Source organism: Coprococcus eutactus (genome assembly GCF_001404675.1).
Lineage (GTDB): Bacteria > Bacillota > Clostridia > Lachnospirales > Lachnospiraceae > Coprococcus > Coprococcus aceti.
On record NZ_CYXU01000009.1, the window covers coordinates 1 to 20,553 of the forward strand.

Consider the following 20,553-nt stretch of genomic DNA (forward strand, 5'->3'; position numbering starts at 1 on the left):
AATGGATGCCACCTGTACAATACAGGATAGCATCCATGTGTTCAGCCTAGTTCATAAATATGTGTCCAGGATTCTGGGTACATATCACACTTCGTAAGTATTTGAATGACGTGTTTTTTAAAGAAGTATTTTCCAAGCAGGAACGTGAAAAGATAGACAGTGTAAAGCTGGATAACGAAAATAGAGGAAACAGGTTAGACATAGATGGAGCTGGTGAGAGCGATAAAGTATTTTGTCTGAGTGTAGAAGAAGCTGAAAAGTATTTTCAAAATGATTCAGAGAGAAAAGCAAAGGCAACAGAGTATGCAAAATCGAAAGTTGGAGAAGATGATTTGACATATTTTATCGATAAAGAAACAGGAGCTGCACGGTGGTGGTTTCGCTCTCAGGGAACTGACAGTGGAACGGCAGCAACTATAGGTGGTGCAGGGTGGATAAATTACGAGGGCATTTATGTTAACTATCTCTCAGTTGGTGTCCGACCTGCCTTGTGTATGAAGTGCTAATATGCTAATTAGAAAAAAACATATAATCGAGGGAAAAACAAATGATGAAGTATCCGACAATTTCAAGGTTAAGTATAGAAGATAGAAAACAATATAAAGATAGTCAGAAGAAGCAGTCATTATCAAGCTTTGATGATGTTATGCTGTACGTATTGCAGGAATATTATCTGAAAGACAGGCGCTATAGGAATAAATCCAGTCTACAGTCGATGGCATATAATCTGGCACCGCAGTTTGTCAATGAAATAAGTGTCTTTGGTGTAATGTATGATGCTGGATTAGGAAAATTACTTGAAAGTGAAAGAAAACCTGAATATGGGGATATAGAAAATTGCAAGAAGCAGCTTAAGCAGGTTTTTGCTGAACCTCAGGTGGATAATGTACTGAACATAGTCTTAAAAGCACTTGGTGAGGAAAAACTGTTAGCAGAAAATAAGGCATACAATATAAATAAAACGAATGTAAAAACAGGACAGCCAAGACCTATAGCGACAGAGCAAAAAAGCAGGGAAGTACAGCCGGAGAGAGATAGTCTAAATAATAATGGAATACATAGTATTAAGGCGGAACCAAATGATGCGCACAAAGAAGCATATACTCAAGATCAGGTTATCATACCAAAAGAAAAAAATAAAAAGAAAAGCCGGAACAGGATATTGCTAGCTGTGCTAGCTGCGCAGTTGATTATCTGTATTTTGATTGGCGTAGCGATTAGCAGCATGAAACAAAAGAATACAGTTACAGATGATAAAAAAAACGCTTCAACACAACAGGCTTCTTCTACAGAAAAAAAGAGTAAAACAGAAACCAGCAAAACGAGTAAAAAAACAGAGAGCACAACGGCGAAAGAAAAAAGTAGTGAGGCGGCAAATGCAGGAAAAGGTCCAAATGGTCTGGAAATGCCGGATAAAAATAGTGAACCGATTTACATATATTCATGGGATGCTGATCTGGGCACAAAGCTTAACTATGTTAGGGAGAAGTATCCGGAGTACTCTGATCTTATTAAATTTGTAAATCTAGGCGTTGGCGGAATATCCCAGGAGTATTATGATGGGGTGGAAAATGCAGAAAATACTCCGTCAATCATAGCAAGTGATGTTGATATAACATATTATTTTACACAGTCAGGTTCTACTGTTCCACTATCCCAGATAGGACTTACAGAAGATATGTACAAAAATGCTTTCCCGTATACGGTTGAATATGGTTCGGTAAATGGAGAACTTAAAGCTATGAGTTGGCAGAGTACGCCGGGCTGTTTTGTATACCGGACCGATATAGCAGAAAAAGTCCTTGGCACGTCAGATCCGGATGAAGTCCAAAAGTATGTTAAAGACTGGCAGACATTTATGTCCACTGCAGAAAAAATGAAGGCAGCCGGATACAAAATGGTATCGGGTGGAGATGATGTACACAGAGCAATGCTGCAAAGCGCCAGATACAGATGGGTTAATGGACATACTGTATCGTTTGATAATACGGCAACTGAATGTCTTGAATTTTCAAAAACACTTGTTGATAGTGGATATACAAATGACAGCAGTCAGTGGAGTGATGACTGGTATTCAGGAATGACAGGTGATGTATTTGGATATTTTGGAAGTCCTTGGTTTATATATGGAACGTTGAAGGATAACCCGGGATCAGATACATATGGAAAGCGAAATATCTGTCAGGGACCTGAAAGTTATTACTGGGGCGGAACATATCTGACAGTCACAGCAAGCTGTCCGAACAAGAAACTTGCTGCACTTGTATTATATACATTATGCTGTGATACAGATGTTATGTATGAGATGCAATGCGACAATGTAGATTTTGTGAACAATACTGCGGCGATAGACAAAGCAATATCTGATGGTTATGGCAATGCTGACATACTGGCTGGTGCAAATCCACTTAAAGTGTGGAAAGAAAACGCGTTAAAAATAAATGGCGGAGAATCAAATATGTATGACTATACAATATTCAGTATGTTTCAAACAGCTTCATGGGATTACAATCACGGATACACATCCTCGGCAGATGAAGCGATAGAACAGATCAAAAGCGAACTTCGGTCTTCATATAGTGAATTGAAGGTTGATTAGGGTTATTACAAGAAATTGCAATCAATCATGGAATAGGTGGAACTGCCACCGGAACAAAAGATTATATAGGTTGTTGCAAGAAATTGCGATCGATCAGGAAATAGGGATATTTAGCATGAAGGGGAGTATATGATGGATATAAGGTATCCAACACTGTCGGTTCTGAGTTGTGAGGATCAAAGACGGTATACAAACGACAAAAAAAATCACAGCACGACGAGCTTCAAAGAAGTGCTCCTATATGTACTTCGGGAATAATATTTTAAAGATAATATCTATAGAAATAAAATTAGCGTAGTGTCACTTATACAAAAGACAGCCCCACGGTTCGATAAGGAAGCAAATATATGTGGCATGATGTATGATAATGGGTTGGCGGAGTTACTTGAGTGTGATGGTTTTCCAGATGATAAAGATATAGAATCCTGCAAGAGGAAGCTTCTTGAAGTGTTCAGCGAGGTTCAGGTAAATAGCATGGTGGAAGCTGTGCTTGAATCACGGGAAAAAGATAAAGAGTCAAATATAAATGAAATAGATGAAGAACAAGATCAATCGCTTGAGCCAAATGTGAATGAGGGGAAAGAGTCGGCGGCGTCATCCGTTACATCGAAAATTGCGTTGGCAATTGTGTGTATATTAGTAGTTGTTGTAGTTAATATGGTCGTGAGATTAAATATTAAGATGGCAAATGATTTAAAGCAGAATACAGTTAGTGAGTCTGAATATGATGACAACCAAATAGTTGGTTGTATAGTGCACGCTGGCGAATATACTTATATTAATCAAAATGGTGTTGTAATTGAGACTTCGACAAATGAAATATATGATGATGTGCTGTGCATATATGGGGTTCATGTAGAAAGTGTACAAACAGGATATAAACTCAATACCGAAGATGCCACAGTTTTGAATGATATACTTACTGTGTTGCAGTTGATAAATAAGTATGATATGCAGTTTGATCGGGTAAGGTATGAGTTTGGTTTTGTTTTGTATAGGAATGGTATAAGGATAATAATGGGAAATATTGATGGCTTTGAGTTTAAATTGAGACATCTAGGGGCGATACTATCAGAATTAGAAGGCAAGAAAGGCAATTTGGATATGTCGCAGTATAATGAATCAAATTGTAATGTTATATTTAAAGTGAATAAAGAGGAATAGGTTATTGATTGGCTGAGGGGAGAAGTAATATATGGACAAACGATATCCAACGGTGTCAACTTTAAGCGTAGAAGATAGGAAACAATATAAAAAGAAAAATATTGCAACGACCGGAACAGCTTCTATTGGGAAAGAAAACAACAGACATATGCGCTTTATAATATTGGAAGTCGGACTTCTTGTTGTGATTGCCGTACTGGTTATAATAGTGTGCGTAGTGATGAAGAATGGGCGAGAGTCAGTTGACGAATCAACATCAGCAACAGAGCAGATATCAGCAGTTTCTACAACAGAACAAGTCACAACAGAACAAATTGCAACAGAAGATCCACGACAAGAAACGTATGAAATGGCATGTGAGGCTTATAATGCAGAAAATTATGAGACTGCCCAAAGTTTATACATGCAGATAGAGGATTACAAGGATTCAAATAGTTATCTCAATGAGATAGGTTCATATTATTACAATCAGCTTGATCAACTTTATAAAAATGGTGAGTATGATGAATTAGCTGGTGTAATTGAACTGTGTGATGAGAAGTCGGAGTATCCAGATGGATATAAGAAAACACAAAAGAAAAAGGATATGTACATAAGTGAAATTGCAGAGAATGTTGAGAATGAGGCCCTTAACTTGCTATATAGTGAGGGGTATGACTCTTTTGAAAAATATGTGGCTGATTCAGAAAATGGGCTGTTTAATTCGACGGCGGCAAATACAATTATAGAAGCCTATAAACCGGTATATGTGAGTAGTCTCACGCCATATGAGGAAGGTGAATGGCAGCAAGCTGAAAAAATCGCTGATTCAGGGTGGTCTAATAGAGACTTAGAGTTTGAAGATGGTGTATATGATGATGCAGGAAATGGTCATAATAATTGCCTGGTAGGTGGCGGCTGCAGTCTCGCATATCATATTGGTGGGAAATATTCTAGGCTTTCAGGTACTATGTTTGTACAGCAGGATAATCAGGCAACAAGTGACTCGCCGGTGTTTTTACTTATAAGAGATGGTGATGGAAATGACCTGTATAGGGACACTTTGGTTTCAGGATATGATCCTAAATATTTTTCGATAGACGTGACAGGAATAGAAGATATTGTAATATATTTTGATGGATTTAGAGGTGGATTTTTAGATTCTTATTATTATGGTGGTGTAGGAGAAATGTCATTATATAAATAGCAATGGTTTTTATTGCAGGATATGAGAAGAGATTGTGGAAAATAGCGATAGGAAACAACAAGAGAGATGGAAATGGGGGATAAAATTATGAATATTATTTGCTTTCATGCACCTGATGCGGAATGGGGATATATGAGTAATTGGTATTATTCGGATTTTATAGTGGATGGTATTGGATTTAGTTCAATGGAACAGTATATGATGTACAGCAAAGCAATGTGTTTTGGAGATAAGAATATAGCTGTACAGATTCTTAATACAAGGGACGTAGCTGTGATAAAAGATTTGGGACGTAAGGTTTCAGGCTACAATGATCATGTGTGGAATGGTTTGAGACAGATTATTATATATGATGGATTGATGGCGAAATTCACACAGAACATTGCGCTTAGAAAAGCCCTAAAGGCAACAGGAAACGCAATCCTTGCGGAAGCTGCAGCGAGTGATAGTGTATGGGGAATTGGTTTATCTATCAAAGATGAAAGAAGATTTGATATGAGAAATTGGCGTGGACGAAATCTTTTAGGATATGCTCTTATGCTTGTAAGATCAAAGCTGTGATCTGAATAACAGATTAAATAATGGCACGATCGTAACAACTTGGATACAGGCTTCCTATAACGGGAACAGCTTTATATTTACCATCCACATGCATATAAACTTCAGAATAAGTCATAGTCCTGAGACCTAAACGACCTGTTACTATGATATCCTTGTGTCCGTCTCCATTGATGTCATAAACATAGAATTCTGGATCATACATTATTCCTTGGGTTTTGCTTTTGTAATATGTTCCGTATTGAGTTTTGGTGATTCCGTTGAGTAACCACTTGGTATATACTTTCCTTTCAGCTTGTGTCATAGTTGCGGTAGCTGCCTTGCTTTGAGTTATGGATGCAAACAGCAATACACAAGTCATAAGTAAAATACCTAATGCTTTTTTGATTTTGTTCATCTTCATGGCTATTCTCCTTTGTATTATCTTAGTGCTTTTTATTTTAGCATTCCATCTTAGCGATGCATTTTTAATTGACTAATCTGCAGATTTTAATGCTTATAGTTACATTTGAAGACTGCCGAGCTTGAAGTCGGGAAGAAGTCACCAGAGCAGCAGATTTCAATCTTACTTTGTTAAGTAATTAAGTTCTGTGTATAATTGAATATATTAAAAAGTGGCACCTGATTCTATAAGCCACAATACAAAAGAGGAGAGGCATATAGTGCAACGATAGTGAAATTCTTGCCTTAATAAGACAAAAACTAACTACAAAAAAACGAGAAAAAGGAGAGAGCAAGTGGACAAAACCAATGAAAATTCAACAGAGACTTCAAATGAAACTTCAAGCAGAACTTCAACTGAAAAAACGAATGATACATCAGAAGAGATGTTAGATGCTGATGACAGAGTTTGCCAGTTTGATGAAAAAGCTTACAAGGAGAAGCAGCCAATAACATCCAGAAGTTACAAGATAAAAGCAGCAGCTATCATAGTACTGCTTTTGGCTGCATTTGTGGTAAAAGACTTTATTATATTCAAGAGAGTATCCAGTTTTAACGCTGAAGCAACCGGACATGTGCAGTTCCTGCCGTGGTGGATTAGGGATCAATGGCAGATGCTAGTCATCGGCATGGTATTTATTTTGATCCCGTGGGAACTCATGTATAAATTTTATCTTTATATTTGTAAAGAGAGAAATCCGAATCTTAGGCAATCAAGAGTGTTTTTAGTTACCATACTTGTGGTTGCCTCGCTGATTGCCATTTTTTGTTATATCCCTTATACGAAGATTAGTCGGGCAGGCTTGTACATATTTTGCGTGATTGCGTTGAGTCTTGCAGTATGTTATATATGCAGGCAATTCTTTGAGAGTGGTATTGTATGGTTGATCCTATCGGTAATTTATCTTGCCGTTATTACATACATATATGCAAACCGGATTTGTGCAAAAGCAGATATGTTATTTGAAACTTCATTATCTTCTGCCTGGCAGATGACTGGATATGCCATATGGGTTCTAATGGTGCTGTTCGGTGCAGCTGTGGAAGTGCTTATTATATATGCATTATATAATAGCGAGTTGATAGTAGAATGGCTGATTTATATAATCATTAGTGTGATGCTGGGGATAGCTTATGGCTATGTTGTACTTCCTGTATTGGTTAGATTCGAGAACGGATTGCGCAGAAATGTATCAGGTGATTATTCGTTTGTGGGCGAACCGTTGAATTCGTCAGTTGTTATATGGATGATTGCATTGCTGGCATTTATTATCGTTCTGCTGGCATGTGCTTCGAAGATAGTTGAACGTTATTCACATAAAAGAATGTGGATGCTGATATGGATAGATGTAAGTGTTTTGGGACTTCTGATATTTGGAATATGTGCAAAGGCAGGAATTGTGGACAACAGTTTCAGCAGTCATTCATTATTTGACATGGGTAGTATGATAGCAGTGTTTATAGCTGTCAGACTATTGATCATTCCCATTAAGCCACAGCCGGATCTGAAGTGCAGGTTCATAAATACTGATCAGGAGATAATCGATAGTGGGTATGATAGAAAAGTATTGGAGATTCAGATACTCAGCCTTCAGGAACAGCTTAATGCTTTAGTGAAAATGACAAGGCTGACAGATATAAAAGTAGACATGGCACACAAAGCACTGGTGATTCGTGACGGTAAAGATGAGGGTGAAGAGGAACTTCACGACTTTCTTGATTTTGTAGAAAAAGCTGATAAGCTTATGGATGAGAAAAAGGAAAAGGGAGAACCGGTAAACTATAGTGAACTTTATAGTAGACTTATAAAGATCAGAAATGAGGAGTATGAGCAGATCCACAAGATTATGGAGGCGAAATATAATGATGAATGTATGGATCTTGATGATTTTGATGATTTGGACCATACAGATGATGATAGTGATGAGGATGAAAACTAGGAAGACGAACATACACTTCAGGATACAGCACTTGCAGCTTTGACTCAGATAAATGAGAAAAAGTATGATACAGAACTTATGGATAAGGAGGTGTTAATCTATGATTGATAATAAAGTGAATGAGTACAAACAGTACAGCGAAAACGATATAAGAGAGAACTATAGAAAACTTACCAGGTTACTTATTTTCAAAGGACTTACCATAACTACCATGGAATCCGCCACATCAGGGCAGATAGCTTCCCTCATCACCGACACGGAAGGCTCATCGACAGTGCTGAAAGGGGCATTTGTCACCTACTGCAATGAGGCGAAGATCATGCAGGGAGTTCCGGCGGAGATCATAGACAAGTACACAGTCTACTCAAAGGAAACTGCAGGTGCCATGGCGAAGGCGTGCAGGAAGGCATATAATGCGAATATAGGGATCGGCGTGACTGGAACAATGGGCAATGTTGATCCGGCGAATCCGAACGCTTCAGTTCCGGGGCAGGTATACTTTGCCATAGACATAGATGGCGATGTGGAAGCATATTATGTGGAGCTTCCACCTCAGCCGACAAGGCTTGCGTACAAGCTGGCTGTGGCGGAGGAGATTTATGAGGAGCTTGTGAAAAGATTGGTATAATACTGAATTATTTGAAGGTATTATTTCAGAATGCCATAGTAAGTTTTGCGAATAAGGATGATGTTCTCACTTGCCTGATCCATCTTGGATATCTGGCTTATCAGAGGAAGAGTAATTCTGCATTTGTGCCAAATGAGGAGATAAGGCAGGAACTTATAAGGTCGCAGTGTATACGGTGACCTTATTTAACCTTATTAAGCCTTTTTAAACCTTTTAAAAAAGGATGATTTACAGGTAGAAAAACTGATATATGGAGGCGGAGAAAGATGAAAAAATACGATCAGAAGATTCTAAAAACGGCAATACCGGCATTTGTGATATCAGCTATATGTTATGCGGCCATGTGGGGAATAATGACGAGAACGGAGAATACATTTTTGGCTGGATACATAGGCGGCGGAGGTGCAGTCAGCCAGATAAGGAACATTCTTATATGTATTCTTGTAGGGGCGATACTTTTTGTTTTGCCGCTTGAGAAGATATGTGATAAGACATATGGCGCAGTGCGTTATTGTGGATCGCTTTTTACAGATAAAAAGAAATTTAGAGATGCGGCGGCATTGTTTGTGCTTACGCTTCTGTATGCCGCCATCTGCTGGGCAAGTGTGACGTTTTCAATACATACCGACAGTGGACTCGATGATGGAGGACATTGGGGATTATTCGGCTCGGGAAGTGACGAAATATATGCTGTGGTGATAACGATACTAGCTTTTGTGGTTATGGTAAAGGGCGTTGACCTTGTAAAGAAAAGTTGGAGTGGAGTTTTGTTCTGGTTTCTTATCGAACTTGCAAATGTTGTGAGTGTAAAACTTGTGATGGCCAAAGATGATCTCACATTTGCTATTGTATGCGCAGAAACGATTATGTTTATTCTATACATGGCTGTTCAGCACAGGTTGAATATTGTGACTTGTCTGTTATCACTGCTTTGTGGAGCTATACTTATATTTGCCGGATGTGATGATGTATTTACCAGTAAGAATAAGATTTCAGGTTCTTCGATCATGGATGAACTGGATCAGGCTGGAAGTATGCCAGACAGAATTTTTGGAGCAAGATATAATATTACGATAATTGAACATCAGGCTGGGATTGGTTTGTGTATATTGTGGTTCATATTGCTTGTTATTTTGTCAATTGCTGTCATTCTGTCTGCAGCAAAGCTTATGAAGGTATCTGCCAGACGTGGAACGTTTGTGATTGGAATATATATGATAGAAGCATTTCTGATCATATATGCTATATTGGCGGAACTGGGATTTATCAAGCCGGCAGTGACACTTTTGCTGCATATGAACGAGGTGGTTCCGGTTATGATATTGGGATTTAGAATGTTTTTCATAGAAGATGGCAGCCACAATGAAAAATCCTGCTTCAATGTGTAAATGTCAATGAAAAAGTTTACCAGTTGCATCATTGATTATTACGGAACAAGGAGTATATATGAATAAGCAGATAGTTAATTATAAAAATGATGAAGAAATGCAGAGTATAATAAAAGCAAAACAAAGAAATATCAAAATAATACAAATCCCCATGTATTTGTCGTTAGTGGGAATACTCCTTCCGTTTGTGGGGGTAATATTTGATATATATGGTCCAATTATTGATACTGTTTTTAGAGTGGTGCCTGTAGTATGCATATTTATTGGCTTCTTACTTGCTATACTGTGTAATAAAAAAATGAAAGACCTCAGGGTGTTTATAGGACAGAATATTGTGCTCGGGGTTCTCGAGGAGAGAATTCAGGTTATTGATTATTCGCCAAGTGGTTATGTGGATGAATCTTTTTTAAAAAAATGCAGTATTCTTCCAACTTATAATAGAGCAACAGGTTCAGATTATATTCATGGAATATACAGAAATGTAGAATTTACATACAGTGATCTTGAATTGAAAACAGAAAGTCAGGATTATACTGCAAATGAAAACAACCTGAAAACTACTATTACAGAGTTTTCAGGACAGTTTATGACAATGGCGTTGAGTAAAAGCGTGAATGGATTTGTACAGATAATGGGCAAGAGTAATTCTGGGAAAATGAGGCAAAATAGAAAGGCCGTATACATAGATGAAAAAAACAATATATCAAGCTACTTGAAAACGGGAGATCGCGTATTTGATGACCGGTTTGAGGTTAATGCATCGGGGGATGACCTTGCGTATTCTATTTTGACCCCTCAGTTTATTTCAGGCTTGAAGAAAATGGGAAAACGTACAAGAGTTCAACTTTCTGGAAATATGGGCGTGATTGCCTGCTACAACGAGAAAAATTCATTTGAATTAATTGGAGAAATTAAAGATAATAGCGATATCGAATTATACAGGAAAAAGTTTAGAAAAGAATTATCAGATATTTTAGCAATCCTTGATATAATGATTGATTGTTGCCAAGGGATGATTCGGAATTTAATGTATTATAGAAAACTAGTAAAAGAATCTGTTACACTTATATTTGAAAACAGTCCGAGAGAGTTGAAGGAGAAGCAATTTTTTAATACATATGTCCATATTGGGAAAACAAAATGCAATACCGGATTGGGGTTGGATATGCTTCAGTAATAGTATATCATCCCGCTTGACGTATTTGAGGAAAGTTACTATTCTAAAAGTGAAAAGGAAAAGAAGGAGAATAGACGCTTTATGGAGAGTGAATGCAATATAGAGAATAAGATCAGAATGAATTATCGGAATCTCACACAACTTCTTATCTCCCGTCACCTCACCATCACCACCATGGAATCCGCCACATCAGGGCAGATAGCTTCCCTCATCACCGATACGGAAGGTTCCTCTGCAGTGCTGAAAGGTGCATTTATCACCTACTGCAATGAGGCGAAGATCATGCAGGGGGTTCCCGCAGAGATCATAGACAAGTATACAGTCTATTCAAAGGAAACTGCAGGTTCAATGGCGCAGGCGTGTAGAAAGGCGTATAATGCGAATATAGGGATCGGCGTGACTGGAACCATGGGAAATGTGGATCCGGCAAATCCAGACGCTTCGATTCCGGGACAGGTATACTTTGCCATAGATATAGATGGTGATGTGGAAGAGTATTATGTGGAGCTCCCGCCTCAGCAGACAAGACTTGCATATAAGCTGGCGGTGGCGGAGGAGATATATGAGGAGCTTATTAAGAGGCTGGACTGATAGAACGATTGTCAAAGGATGTATAAATGTTATATCTCATATCCGACATCCACGGAGATGTCATGTCATTCAGAAAAATGTTGAAAAAGATAAGCTTTGATCCAGCCGTGGACCACATGATAGTCATGGGAGACATATTTGACTGGAACGATGAGGGAATTTCTCTTCTTGAGTTTATGTCGGACTATCTTGTGGATGGTTCGATGCAGCTCATAAAGGGTAATCATGAACTGTTTGCCCAGATGTACATAGAGGGAAGCATGTCAGAGAGACAGTGGATCATATTCGGCGGTGGTGGAACAGTCAGAGCTATCAAGAGGCTCAATGTGGATGGTCAGATGAAGCTGCATGGGTATCTTGCACATCTGCCACATTATACTGAGATCAAGTCTCCGAAGTACGGAGATTGTGTTGTTACTCATTCAGGTATTCATTGCGGCTCATACATCAGAAATGCTGACAGGACCATCAATATCACTGAGTCTATTATGAATGCAGCGAGAAGAGATGAGTACAGATTTCTCATCTCACCTGATATCCACAATGTTCCGTTTTCGGATAAGAAGGCATTTGACAGGTATGTGTTCTGCGGACATGTGACGACGAACAGGCTCAATGAAGACCATTCTTACAACGTTTACAAGACGCCTTACTATATGGATCTCGACTGTGGAAATGGTGAGAGATATAGGGGCGGAAAGCTGGCGTGCTACTGTGTGGAGGAGGACAGAGTGGTTTATATTTGATATAACGTGTTATTTATATGAATTAGGAATATAATACATACAACGAGATTATAAAGCAAAAAATACAGAATAAATTTGTATAACGTGGAATAAAACTTGAAAACTGACGTATTATATAATAATATATATTATATAATTGGGAGGTGAGAAGTCCATGTTATGCTTTTTTTCTTTTAAAAATTTTAAGTCATACAGAACTGAAACTGAGTTTGATTTTCAGGCGGCAGCTATTCCTGAGTTTGAAGAAAGTTTATTAAAAGCGGACAAGTCCGATGTGGCACTTCTTCCGGTAAGTGCTATATATGGACCAAATGGTGGAGGAAAAACCAATCTGCTTCAGGCGCTTGCCTGTCTGATATCTATGGTTGTGAGGCCTGTCGCTGAACTTGAGAAAAACAGACAGAGACTCATATTACAGTATGGAGTCTCATGCGTGCCATTTTTGTTTGATAATGACTCCAAGACTGAACCGACAGAGTTTCAGATATATTTTAGACAGAGTGAGAGGGAGTATAGATATTATATTGCAGTGCTTGATGGATCAATAATTTCAGAAAGCTTATATTGGCGTAATATAGGAGGGAAACGTACCGGTACAGTTTTCGAAAGGGAGAAAGAAAAGATAAAACTTGGAACAAGCATAAGCAAGAGCGGAATAAACAAGATGGTTAATCCAAGAATGCCGTATTTGTCATTCTTGGCAATCAACTATAATCTGGACGTTATAACTGAAGTTATGACCTGGTTTGAGTCATGTATCGTTCAAAGTTATGCGATACCAGAGGTGGACAATCGTGTATTGCTGGTGGATGAGGAAAAGACAAAGAGAAGGATAATCACAGTTTTAAACGATCTTGATATAGACATATGTGACTATAGGTATAATGCAGAGGAGCGCCAGTTATATACAGGAAGAATGGTGGATGGGGAATACTATGAATTACCATTTGCTGTCGAATCTGATGGAACAAAGAAACTTCTTGCAGCACTTCCGATTCTTTTGCTGGCGTTACAGGAAGGACGGCTTGTGGTAGTGGATGAGCTGGATGCAAAGCTTCATCCTAAACTGCTTAAATATATAATCAAATTATTCAAGAATCCTGATTATAATAAGATGGGGGCTCAGTTGATATTCACATCTCATGATTTGACGACAATGAAGAATACAGTGTTCAGACGTGATGAGATATGGTTTGCTGCGCTAGATGACAAGCATGAAAGCGAAATTTATTCATTGTATGACGTACGTGATGAAGATGACAGGCATGTGAACAGTACCGCTGCATATGATAAGCAGTATATGGAAGGTCGGTATGGTGCGGATCCATATTTACAGAATATGCTTGGGGGTGAATGGTATTGAGCTTAAAACCTCTAAAGAAGTCTGATTTGGGAAAGGACTGGGTTAGTGGCAGAAGAAGTAAAAAGGTAAAATTGCAACCAGAATATCATTTGATTGTCACGGAAGGAACAGATACTGAACCTGCATATTTTGATGAAATACGAAGAATAATAAATGAAAGTTACAGAGACCGTATTCAGCTTGATATAGAGGGAAAGGGTGACAATACGATCAGCTTATTTGAGAAAGCTAAAAGGAAGGCTTTTGAAAGTCCGAATGATTATAGACATGTATGGGTTGTGTATGACACAGACGATTTTCCTGCGGAACATATCAATAAAACCATGACACTGTGTGAACAGAATACCAATAGTGAGATATGTTTTCATGCAATTTGGTCTAATCAGTGTATAGAGCTATGGTTCCTTTTACACTTTGGATATTATCAGGCAGACATACATCGGTCTGAGTATTGGCCTAAGCTGACGGAGTGGCTTACGAATATAGGAAAAGGGGAGTACACGAAGAATAGATCAGATATGTATTCAGTGTTAAGACCTTATATTGACGTAGCAATAAATAATGCAAAAAGATTAGATAAAACAAATGCGGGAAGAACTCCAGCTGATTCATCACCTGGAACAAAGGTTTATGAACTGGTGGAGTATTTGAAACCCTATTTATAAATTTTCTAAAATTAGGGGTTGATTTTTGAAAGAATATGGAGTATTTTATATTCAACAATTAGATGATACGAAATGGACAAAGGTGTTCTCAAGAAGGAGGACACCTTTCTCTTTTTTTGAGGATACGTTAAGGATTCATTTTAATCAGGAAAAGGAGTAGTAATTATGATGAACAAAATTTCAGCCGTATTTGGCTCACACGTATTCTCAGATCAGGTCATGAGAGAGAGACTTCCAAAAGCAGTTTACAAGTCACTCAAGGCGACTATTGACAAGGGAGAGCCTCTTGATACATCAATCGCAGACTCAGTTGCAGCTGCCATGAAGGAATGGGCAATGGAGCTTGGTGCAACACATTATACACATTGGTTCCAGCCACTTACAGAGACAACAGCAGAAAAGCACGACTCATTTGTAAGCACAGTCGGTGATGGAGGTGTTATCCTTCAGTTCACAGGCAAGGAGCTCATCAAGTCAGAGCCGGATGCATCATCATTCCCTTCAGGCGGTCTTCGTGAGACATGTGCTGCGAGAGGATATACAGCATGGGATTGTACATCACCAGCATTTGTAAAGACAACAGATGAGGGAACATGCATCCTCTGCATCCCGGCAGCATTCACATCATACACAGGAGAGTCACTTGATTACAAGACACCTCTTCTCCGTTCAATGGATGCCATCAGCAAGGAGGCTCTCAAGGCTCTTGCAATGTTCGGCAACACAACAGCCAAGAAAGTTACTTCATCAGTTGGTCCTGAGCAGGAATACTTCCTGATCGACAAGAAGAAATTTGCAAAGAGAACAGATCTTAAGCTCTGCGGACGTACACTTTTCGGAGCAATGCCTCCGAAGGGACAGGAGCTTGACGATCAGTATTTCGCAGCGATCAAGGATAAGATCGCATCATACATGACAGAGCTGAACGAGGAGCTGTGGAAGTACGGCATCCTTGCAAAGACACAGCACAACGAGGTTGCTCCTGCACAGCATGAGCTTGCTCCAATCTTCTCAACAACCAACATCGCTACAGATCAGAACCATCTGGTTATGGCAACCATGAAGAAGATCGCTGCAAAGCATGACCTTGAGTGTGTACTTCATGAGAAACCATTTGCCGGTGTAAATGGTTCAGGTAAGCACAACAACTGGTCGATCTCAACAGACGAGGGTGAGAACCTTATCGATCCAGGCAAGCATCCTGAGACAAATCTCCAGTTCCAGTTCTTCCTTGCAGCAGTTCTGGCAGCCGTAGACAACAACGCTGAGCTCCTGAGACTTTCAGCATCATCAGCAGGAAACGATCACAGACTTGGCGCAAATGAGGCACCTCCAGCAATCATCTCAGCATTCCTTGGAGAGCAGCTCCAGTCGATCGTTGAGCAGATCATCGAGAAGGGTGAGGCTACAGAGTCACCAAAGGGCAAGACATATGTATCAGGTGCATCAACACTTCCTACATTTACAATGGATGCCACAGATAGAAACAGAACATCACCATTTGCATTTACAGGCAACAAGTTCGAGTTCAGAATGGTTGGTTCAACACAGTCCATCGCATTTCCAATGATGGTATTAAATACAATAGTTGCAGATCAGATTAAGAAGATGACAGATGAGCTTGAGGGCGCTGACGATTTCGAGACAGCCTGCAAAGCACTCATCAGAAGAGAACTCACAGCACATCAGAGAATCATCTTCAACGGCAACGGATACTCAGACGAGTGGGTTGAGGAGGCAGCAAAGCGTGGTCTTCCAAATATCAAGTGCATGGTTGATGCTGTTCCTTATCTTGCAGCAGATAAGAGCGTTAAGATCTTCGAGAGTCTTGGAGTTATGGATAAGGCAGAGCTTGAGGCGAGAGCTGATGTAATGCTTGAGAACTACGCAAAGAAGATCAACATCGAGGCACTCACCATGATAGAGATGTCCAATGAGGAGATCATCCCTGCAGTTATGGAATATCAGGCAGAGCTTGCAAAGGGTGCTGCTGAGATCAAGGCTCTTGGAATTGCCCCTACAGTTCAGGTATCACTTCTGAACACCATCTCAGAGAAACTCACAGAGCTCAAGAGCGCCACAGTAGCCCTTGAGGAGCTGGTTGCAAAGGCAGCAGATTACGAGGGAGATACAGAGGCTTGGGCTAAGTACTTCCACAACACAGTATTTGCAGCATTTGACACAGTGAGAAAGCCTGCTGATGAACTTGAGAAGGAACTTCCAAAGACAGCTTGGCCATTCCCAACATACGAGCAGCTGTTATTCGAGCAGTAAAACCTTTAAGTTTGTTAAATCCTTCATAATTGCATATAAATAGCTTGGAGGCATCCTGTCTGCGCATGTCGCAGGCGGGGTGCTTTTGCGCGTTAAAATCCCGTCAAGCGCGCACATGCGAGAGCTTGCTCGCGGCATGTAGCGCATTTGACGGGATGACGCGACATGAACACGAAGGCCGATAGGCCGGAGTGTGAATGCCGCGTAGAATTGCGGGAGCACGAAGTGCGAAGCAATTCGGTATTAACGCGCAATGCGTGTGGAGAAGTGCGAAGCGGAGGCGCAGGCACCTCCGTCCCCACTTGCCCCCCTCCACAAATTCTGCTATTATATACAGATGTGTTGTGATGTATTTTTGCACCGGCCACGGCATAAACAGGATCATGTGTGTGGCGGATGCTGAAAGAATAGGAGCATAATTTGAAGAATTTATATATAGCAGAGAAGCCCAGCGTGGCGAGGCAGTTTGCCGACGTGCTGGGGGTGAAGGGCAATGCGGGAAATGGTTACCTGGAGTCGGATACAGCGGTTGTCACATGGTGTGTCGGACATCTGGTCACCATGAGCTACCCGGAGGTCTACGATCCGAATCTTAAGAAGTGGAGCCTTTCAACTATTCCATTTATTCCAACTGAATACAAATATGAAGTTCTTCCTGACACAAAGAAACAGTTCAATATCGTTGCGGGATTGCTTACCCGCGATGACGTAGGCTGTATCTATGTGGCAACGGATTCAGGACGAGAGGGAGAATACATATACAGGCTTGTGGATTCCATGGCTCACGTAACCGGCAAGGAGAAACGCCGTGTGTGGATCGATTCACAGACCGAGGAGGAGATCCTCAGGGGAATCCGTGAGGCGAAGCCGCTCTCAGAGTACGACAGTCTCAGCGACTCAGCGTACCTTAGGGCCCAGGAGGACTACCTTATGGGTATCAACTTTTCAAGGGCGCTGTCGCTGAAGTTTTCAAATGTAGTCCAGAGGTATCTCGGCATGGACAGATGTGTCATAGCCGTGGGCCGTGTCATGACCTGTGTCCTCGGTATAATAGTGAAGAGAGAGCGTGAGATCAGGGAGTTTGTAAAGACTCCGTTCTACAGACTCGTTGCAAATGTGGGCGAGGAAGGACAGACATTTGATGCAGAATGGAAGGCAGTGAAGGGCACAAAGTATTTCGAGTCGCCTCTTCTGTATAAGGAGAATGGATTTAAAGAGAGACCCGCAGCGGAGCAGCTTCTGGCGGAGCTGAAGGCAGGGGAGCCCGAGGCTGTGGCCCAGGCTGTGGAGCACAAGAAAGAGAAGAAACAGCCTCCGATGCTGTACAATCTGGCAGAGCTTCAGAATGACTGTTCATCATTTTTCAAGATCAGTCCGTCCGATACCCTCAAGATAGTCCAGGAGCTCTACGAGAAGAAGCTGGTAACCTATCCGAGAACAGATGCCAGAGTGCTGTCAACGGCCGTGGCAAAGGAGATAGGACGGAACATATCGGGACTTAAGAATTTCCAGCCTGTGGCAGAATTTGCACAGGGGGCCATGGAGAGCGGCACATATAAGGGAATCGCAAAGACGAAATATGTGAACGATAAGCAGATCACCGACCACTACGCCATCATACCTACCGGACAGGGCTTTGGAGCACTTAGAAGTCTGGCACCTACAGCTCTCAAGGTATATGAGATCATATGCAGGAGATTCCTCAGCATATTTTACCCTGCTGCAGAGTACCAGAAGGTTGCAATGACACTCTCCAAGAATGGAGAGAAGTTGTTTGCCAACTTCAAATATCTGATAAACGATGGTTACCTCAAGGTGGCTGCCAACAGCTTTTCCAAGAAGAAGGATGATGTGAAGTACAGCCCTGAATTCATAGCAAGGCTTGCGAAAATAAAGAAAGGTGACAAGCTGAGCGTCCAGGGAATCGACATAAAGGAGGGCGAGACATCCCCACCTAAGAGATACAACTCAGGATCACTGATCCTGACCATGGAGAATGCAGGACAGTTCATAGAGGATGAGGCGCTCAGAGAGCAGATCAAGGGAGCTGGAATCGGAACAAGTGCCACAAGAGACGGGATCATCACCAAGCTGGAGAAGAACAAATATATATCGCTGAACAAGAAGACACAGATAGTGACCCCGACATTCCTTGGGGAGATAATATACGATATAGTATATTATTCCATCAACGGTCTGCTGAGAGCGGACCTGACGGCGAGCTGGGAAAAGGGGCTTGAGGGTGTCGCTGAAGGTCAGATATCCAAGCAGGAATACACGGATAAGATGACTACATTTGTCACCAAATACACAAACCTTGTGAAGCAGATACAGAACCAGAATGGAATAACAGGGGTATTCGACAAAACGAAGGTGTTCTACGCCAAGGGCGGAGGTGCCCAGAAGAAGGAGACAAGAGCCACAGCCAGAACAGGCGCAAAGGCGGAGAAGAATGCGGATACACAGTGATTGCACATACTGATTCAAAGGTGTATAACATAGTATGTATCAGTTATATGTGATAGAAAAGGAGACTATTATTATGGAAGATATACAGTCAGTTGTAACAATAAAGGAGCTCTACAGCCTAGATCAGACCATGGCAAAGCCTCTTCTTGAGAAGCTTATCTATCCATGGGAGGCGCTTCCACTTATCAAGGATTTCGTACTTGAGCTTGGAAAGAGCCTGGACAAGGATGAGTACAATGAGGTGGATGAGCATGTGTGGATCCACAAGAGCTGTAAGGTGTATGGAACAGCAACCATTCTTGGACCAACAATCATAGGTGCAGGCACAGAGGTTCGCCCGGGTGCGTTCATCAGAGGAAGCGTACTGGTCGGAGAGAATTGTGTGATAGGTAATTCAACAGAGCTCAAGAATGTCATCATATTCAACAACGTTCAGGTTCCTCATTACAACTATGTGGGAGATTCAGTCCTCGGCTTCAAGTCACATATGGGTGCCGGAAGCATCACGTCCAATGTGAAGTCTGACAAGACTCTGGTTCACGTTAAGGGAAATGTGGACGGACAGAGCTTTGACATTGCAACAGGACTTAAGAAGTTTGGTGCAATGCTCGGAGATAATGTTGAGGTTGGCTGCAACAGCGTCCTCAATCCTGGAACCGTAATAGGAAGATTCAGCAACATCTATCCTGTATCAAGAGTCAGGGGATATGTGCCGGGAGGCAGTATTTTCAAGGATAAGGATAACATAGTTGCAAAGCAGTAACGACTGTATAAACGGTGGGATAAATAAAGGACATATGACCGTATATAATACAAGATATATACGGTCATATGTCCTTTTGTTTTTGCAGAAAGCACCGTGACAGCTAGTTGATCACGGCATCCTTCAGGGCATTTCGTATGGAATCTATGATAAGTCTGGTAGTGTATGTGCTGTCTCCGGAAGGTGTTATATCGTCCACGGAAGATATGTAGTGAAGCTGAGTATTGATATCCTCGAGTGCCGTTTCAAGAAGTGGGTACATGGTGGTCACAGTCTCATCCACCTGTTTGAATGACACATCTGTGATGTAGTCCTCATCCACAGTGACCATGACGGACAGAGTGTTTTCTCCCAGAACAAGGGAAGATGAGTATGTCCCCGGTGTGTAATGTATCTCGTCGAGCTTAGGAGACGGATCAGTCTGGGCTGAGGTTGCGATGCTCCTGGCTGAACCACTGGTGTCATCCGAATCTTTGCCGCGGAACATGGTGATAAGTATAATGACAAATACGATCACAAGTGCCAGCAGTATGGCGGTGTATATGAGTTCTTTTGATTTTAATACGATAAGTTTAGTTGATGACATTATTTGCTCTCCCTG

General features: G+C 40.9%; 18 protein-coding genes and 1 pseudogene. 17 read left to right on the forward strand and 2 right to left on the reverse strand.

The genetic code is table 11. The features are described from left to right. Positions 1-59 precede the first annotated feature (59 nt). The 5 genes from ARA78_RS12665 to ARA78_RS12685 all read left to right on the forward strand — a co-directional run bounded on the left by ARA78_RS12665 (position 60) and on the right by ARA78_RS12685 (position 5,510). A complete protein-coding gene (locus tag ARA78_RS12665) occupies positions 60-506 on the forward strand; it encodes a DUF6273 domain-containing protein (RefSeq protein ID WP_055280642.1) in 447 nt (148 codons plus the stop codon). Positions 507-646: 140 nt separating this feature from the next. Beyond that, the gene (locus ARA78_RS12670; RefSeq protein WP_172674934.1) at positions 647-2,599 is read left to right on the forward strand and encodes an ABC transporter substrate-binding protein; all 1,953 of its coding nucleotides are present in this window, start codon (positions 647-649) and stop codon (positions 2,597-2,599) included. Positions 2,600-2,953: 354 nt separating this feature from the next. Continuing rightward, on the forward strand, positions 2,954-3,763 hold the full coding sequence (locus tag ARA78_RS12675) for a cell division protein FtsQ/DivIB (RefSeq protein WP_055280644.1): 810 nt from the start codon (positions 2,954-2,956) through the stop codon (positions 3,761-3,763). A 31-nt stretch (positions 3,764-3,794) separates the two neighbouring features. Next, positions 3,795-4,949: a hypothetical protein gene (locus ARA78_RS12680; protein WP_055280645.1), complete on the forward strand. Its 1,155-nt coding sequence runs from the start codon at positions 3,795-3,797 to the stop codon at positions 4,947-4,949. A gap of 87 nt (positions 4,950-5,036) precedes the next feature. Continuing rightward, complete coding sequence (locus ARA78_RS12685; RefSeq protein ID WP_055280663.1) at positions 5,037-5,510, forward strand: NADAR family protein; 474 nt, start codon at positions 5,037-5,039, stop codon at positions 5,508-5,510. A 13-nt stretch (positions 5,511-5,523) separates the two neighbouring features. On the opposite strand, the gene ARA78_RS12690 is transcribed toward ARA78_RS12685, so the two are convergent. Next, positions 5,524-5,910 carry a hypothetical protein gene (locus ARA78_RS12690; protein ID WP_055280646.1) on the reverse strand — a complete coding sequence of 129 codons (387 nt, stop codon included), beginning with the start codon at positions 5,908-5,910 and terminating at the stop codon, positions 5,524-5,526. Between the two features lie 334 nt (positions 5,911-6,244). On the opposite strand from ARA78_RS12690, the gene ARA78_RS12695 reads away from it, so the two are divergent. The 12 genes and pseudogenes from ARA78_RS12695 to ARA78_RS12745 all read left to right on the forward strand — a co-directional run bounded on the left by ARA78_RS12695 (position 6,245) and on the right by ARA78_RS12745 (position 19,952). Continuing rightward, positions 6,245-7,888: a hypothetical protein gene (locus tag ARA78_RS12695; protein WP_055280647.1), complete on the forward strand. Its 1,644-nt coding sequence runs from the start codon at positions 6,245-6,247 to the stop codon at positions 7,886-7,888. Positions 7,889-7,988: 100 nt separating this feature from the next. Beyond that, a complete protein-coding gene (locus tag ARA78_RS12700) occupies positions 7,989-8,516 on the forward strand; it encodes a CinA family protein (protein WP_242849725.1) in 528 nt (175 codons plus the stop codon). Between the two features lie 23 nt (positions 8,517-8,539). Then, positions 8,540-8,674 (forward strand): annotated as a pseudogene (locus ARA78_RS13955) (AAA family ATPase); the annotation flags it as partial. Between the two features lie 108 nt (positions 8,675-8,782). Then, positions 8,783-9,904: a hypothetical protein gene (locus ARA78_RS12705; RefSeq protein ID WP_055280648.1), complete on the forward strand. Its 1,122-nt coding sequence runs from the start codon at positions 8,783-8,785 to the stop codon at positions 9,902-9,904. Positions 9,905-9,962: 58 nt separating this feature from the next. Next, positions 9,963-11,081 (forward strand): DUF3137 domain-containing protein, encoded by a 1,119-nt coding sequence (locus ARA78_RS12710; protein ID WP_055280649.1) that lies wholly within the window; start codon positions 9,963-9,965, stop codon positions 11,079-11,081. Positions 11,082-11,162: 81 nt separating this feature from the next. Beyond that, the gene (locus ARA78_RS12715) at positions 11,163-11,672 is read left to right on the forward strand and encodes a CinA family protein (protein WP_055280650.1); all 510 of its coding nucleotides are present in this window, start codon (positions 11,163-11,165) and stop codon (positions 11,670-11,672) included. Positions 11,673-11,698: 26 nt separating this feature from the next. Continuing rightward, complete coding sequence (locus tag ARA78_RS12720; protein WP_055280651.1) at positions 11,699-12,418, forward strand: metallophosphoesterase; 720 nt, start codon at positions 11,699-11,701, stop codon at positions 12,416-12,418. 154 nt (positions 12,419-12,572) lie between these two features. Continuing rightward, entirely contained in the window at positions 12,573-13,781 is a 1,209-nt protein-coding gene (locus ARA78_RS12725; RefSeq protein ID WP_055280652.1) for an AAA family ATPase, read from the forward strand. After that, positions 13,772-14,446, forward strand: coding sequence for an RloB family protein (locus tag ARA78_RS12730; protein ID WP_330376010.1), 675 nt, complete (start codon positions 13,772-13,774; stop codon positions 14,444-14,446). The genes ARA78_RS12725 and ARA78_RS12730 overlap by 10 nt, the downstream gene beginning before the upstream one ends. A 165-nt stretch (positions 14,447-14,611) precedes the next feature. Next, positions 14,612-16,720 carry a glutamine synthetase III gene (locus tag ARA78_RS12735; RefSeq protein WP_055280653.1) on the forward strand — a complete coding sequence of 703 codons (2,109 nt, stop codon included), beginning with the start codon at positions 14,612-14,614 and terminating at the stop codon, positions 16,718-16,720. 420 nt (positions 16,721-17,140) lie between these two features. Then, on the forward strand, positions 17,141-19,189 hold the full coding sequence (locus ARA78_RS12740; protein WP_055280654.1) for a DNA topoisomerase: 2,049 nt from the start codon (positions 17,141-17,143) through the stop codon (positions 19,187-19,189). 73 nt (positions 19,190-19,262) lie between these two features. Continuing rightward, the gene (locus ARA78_RS12745) at positions 19,263-19,952 is read left to right on the forward strand and encodes a UDP-N-acetylglucosamine pyrophosphorylase (RefSeq protein WP_055280655.1); all 690 of its coding nucleotides are present in this window, start codon (positions 19,263-19,265) and stop codon (positions 19,950-19,952) included. A gap of 103 nt (positions 19,953-20,055) precedes the next feature. On the opposite strand, the gene ARA78_RS12750 is transcribed toward ARA78_RS12745, so the two are convergent. Further along, positions 20,056-20,538, reverse strand: coding sequence for a hypothetical protein (locus ARA78_RS12750; RefSeq protein ID WP_055146811.1), 483 nt, complete (start codon positions 20,536-20,538; stop codon positions 20,056-20,058). Positions 20,539-20,553 lie beyond the last annotated feature (15 nt).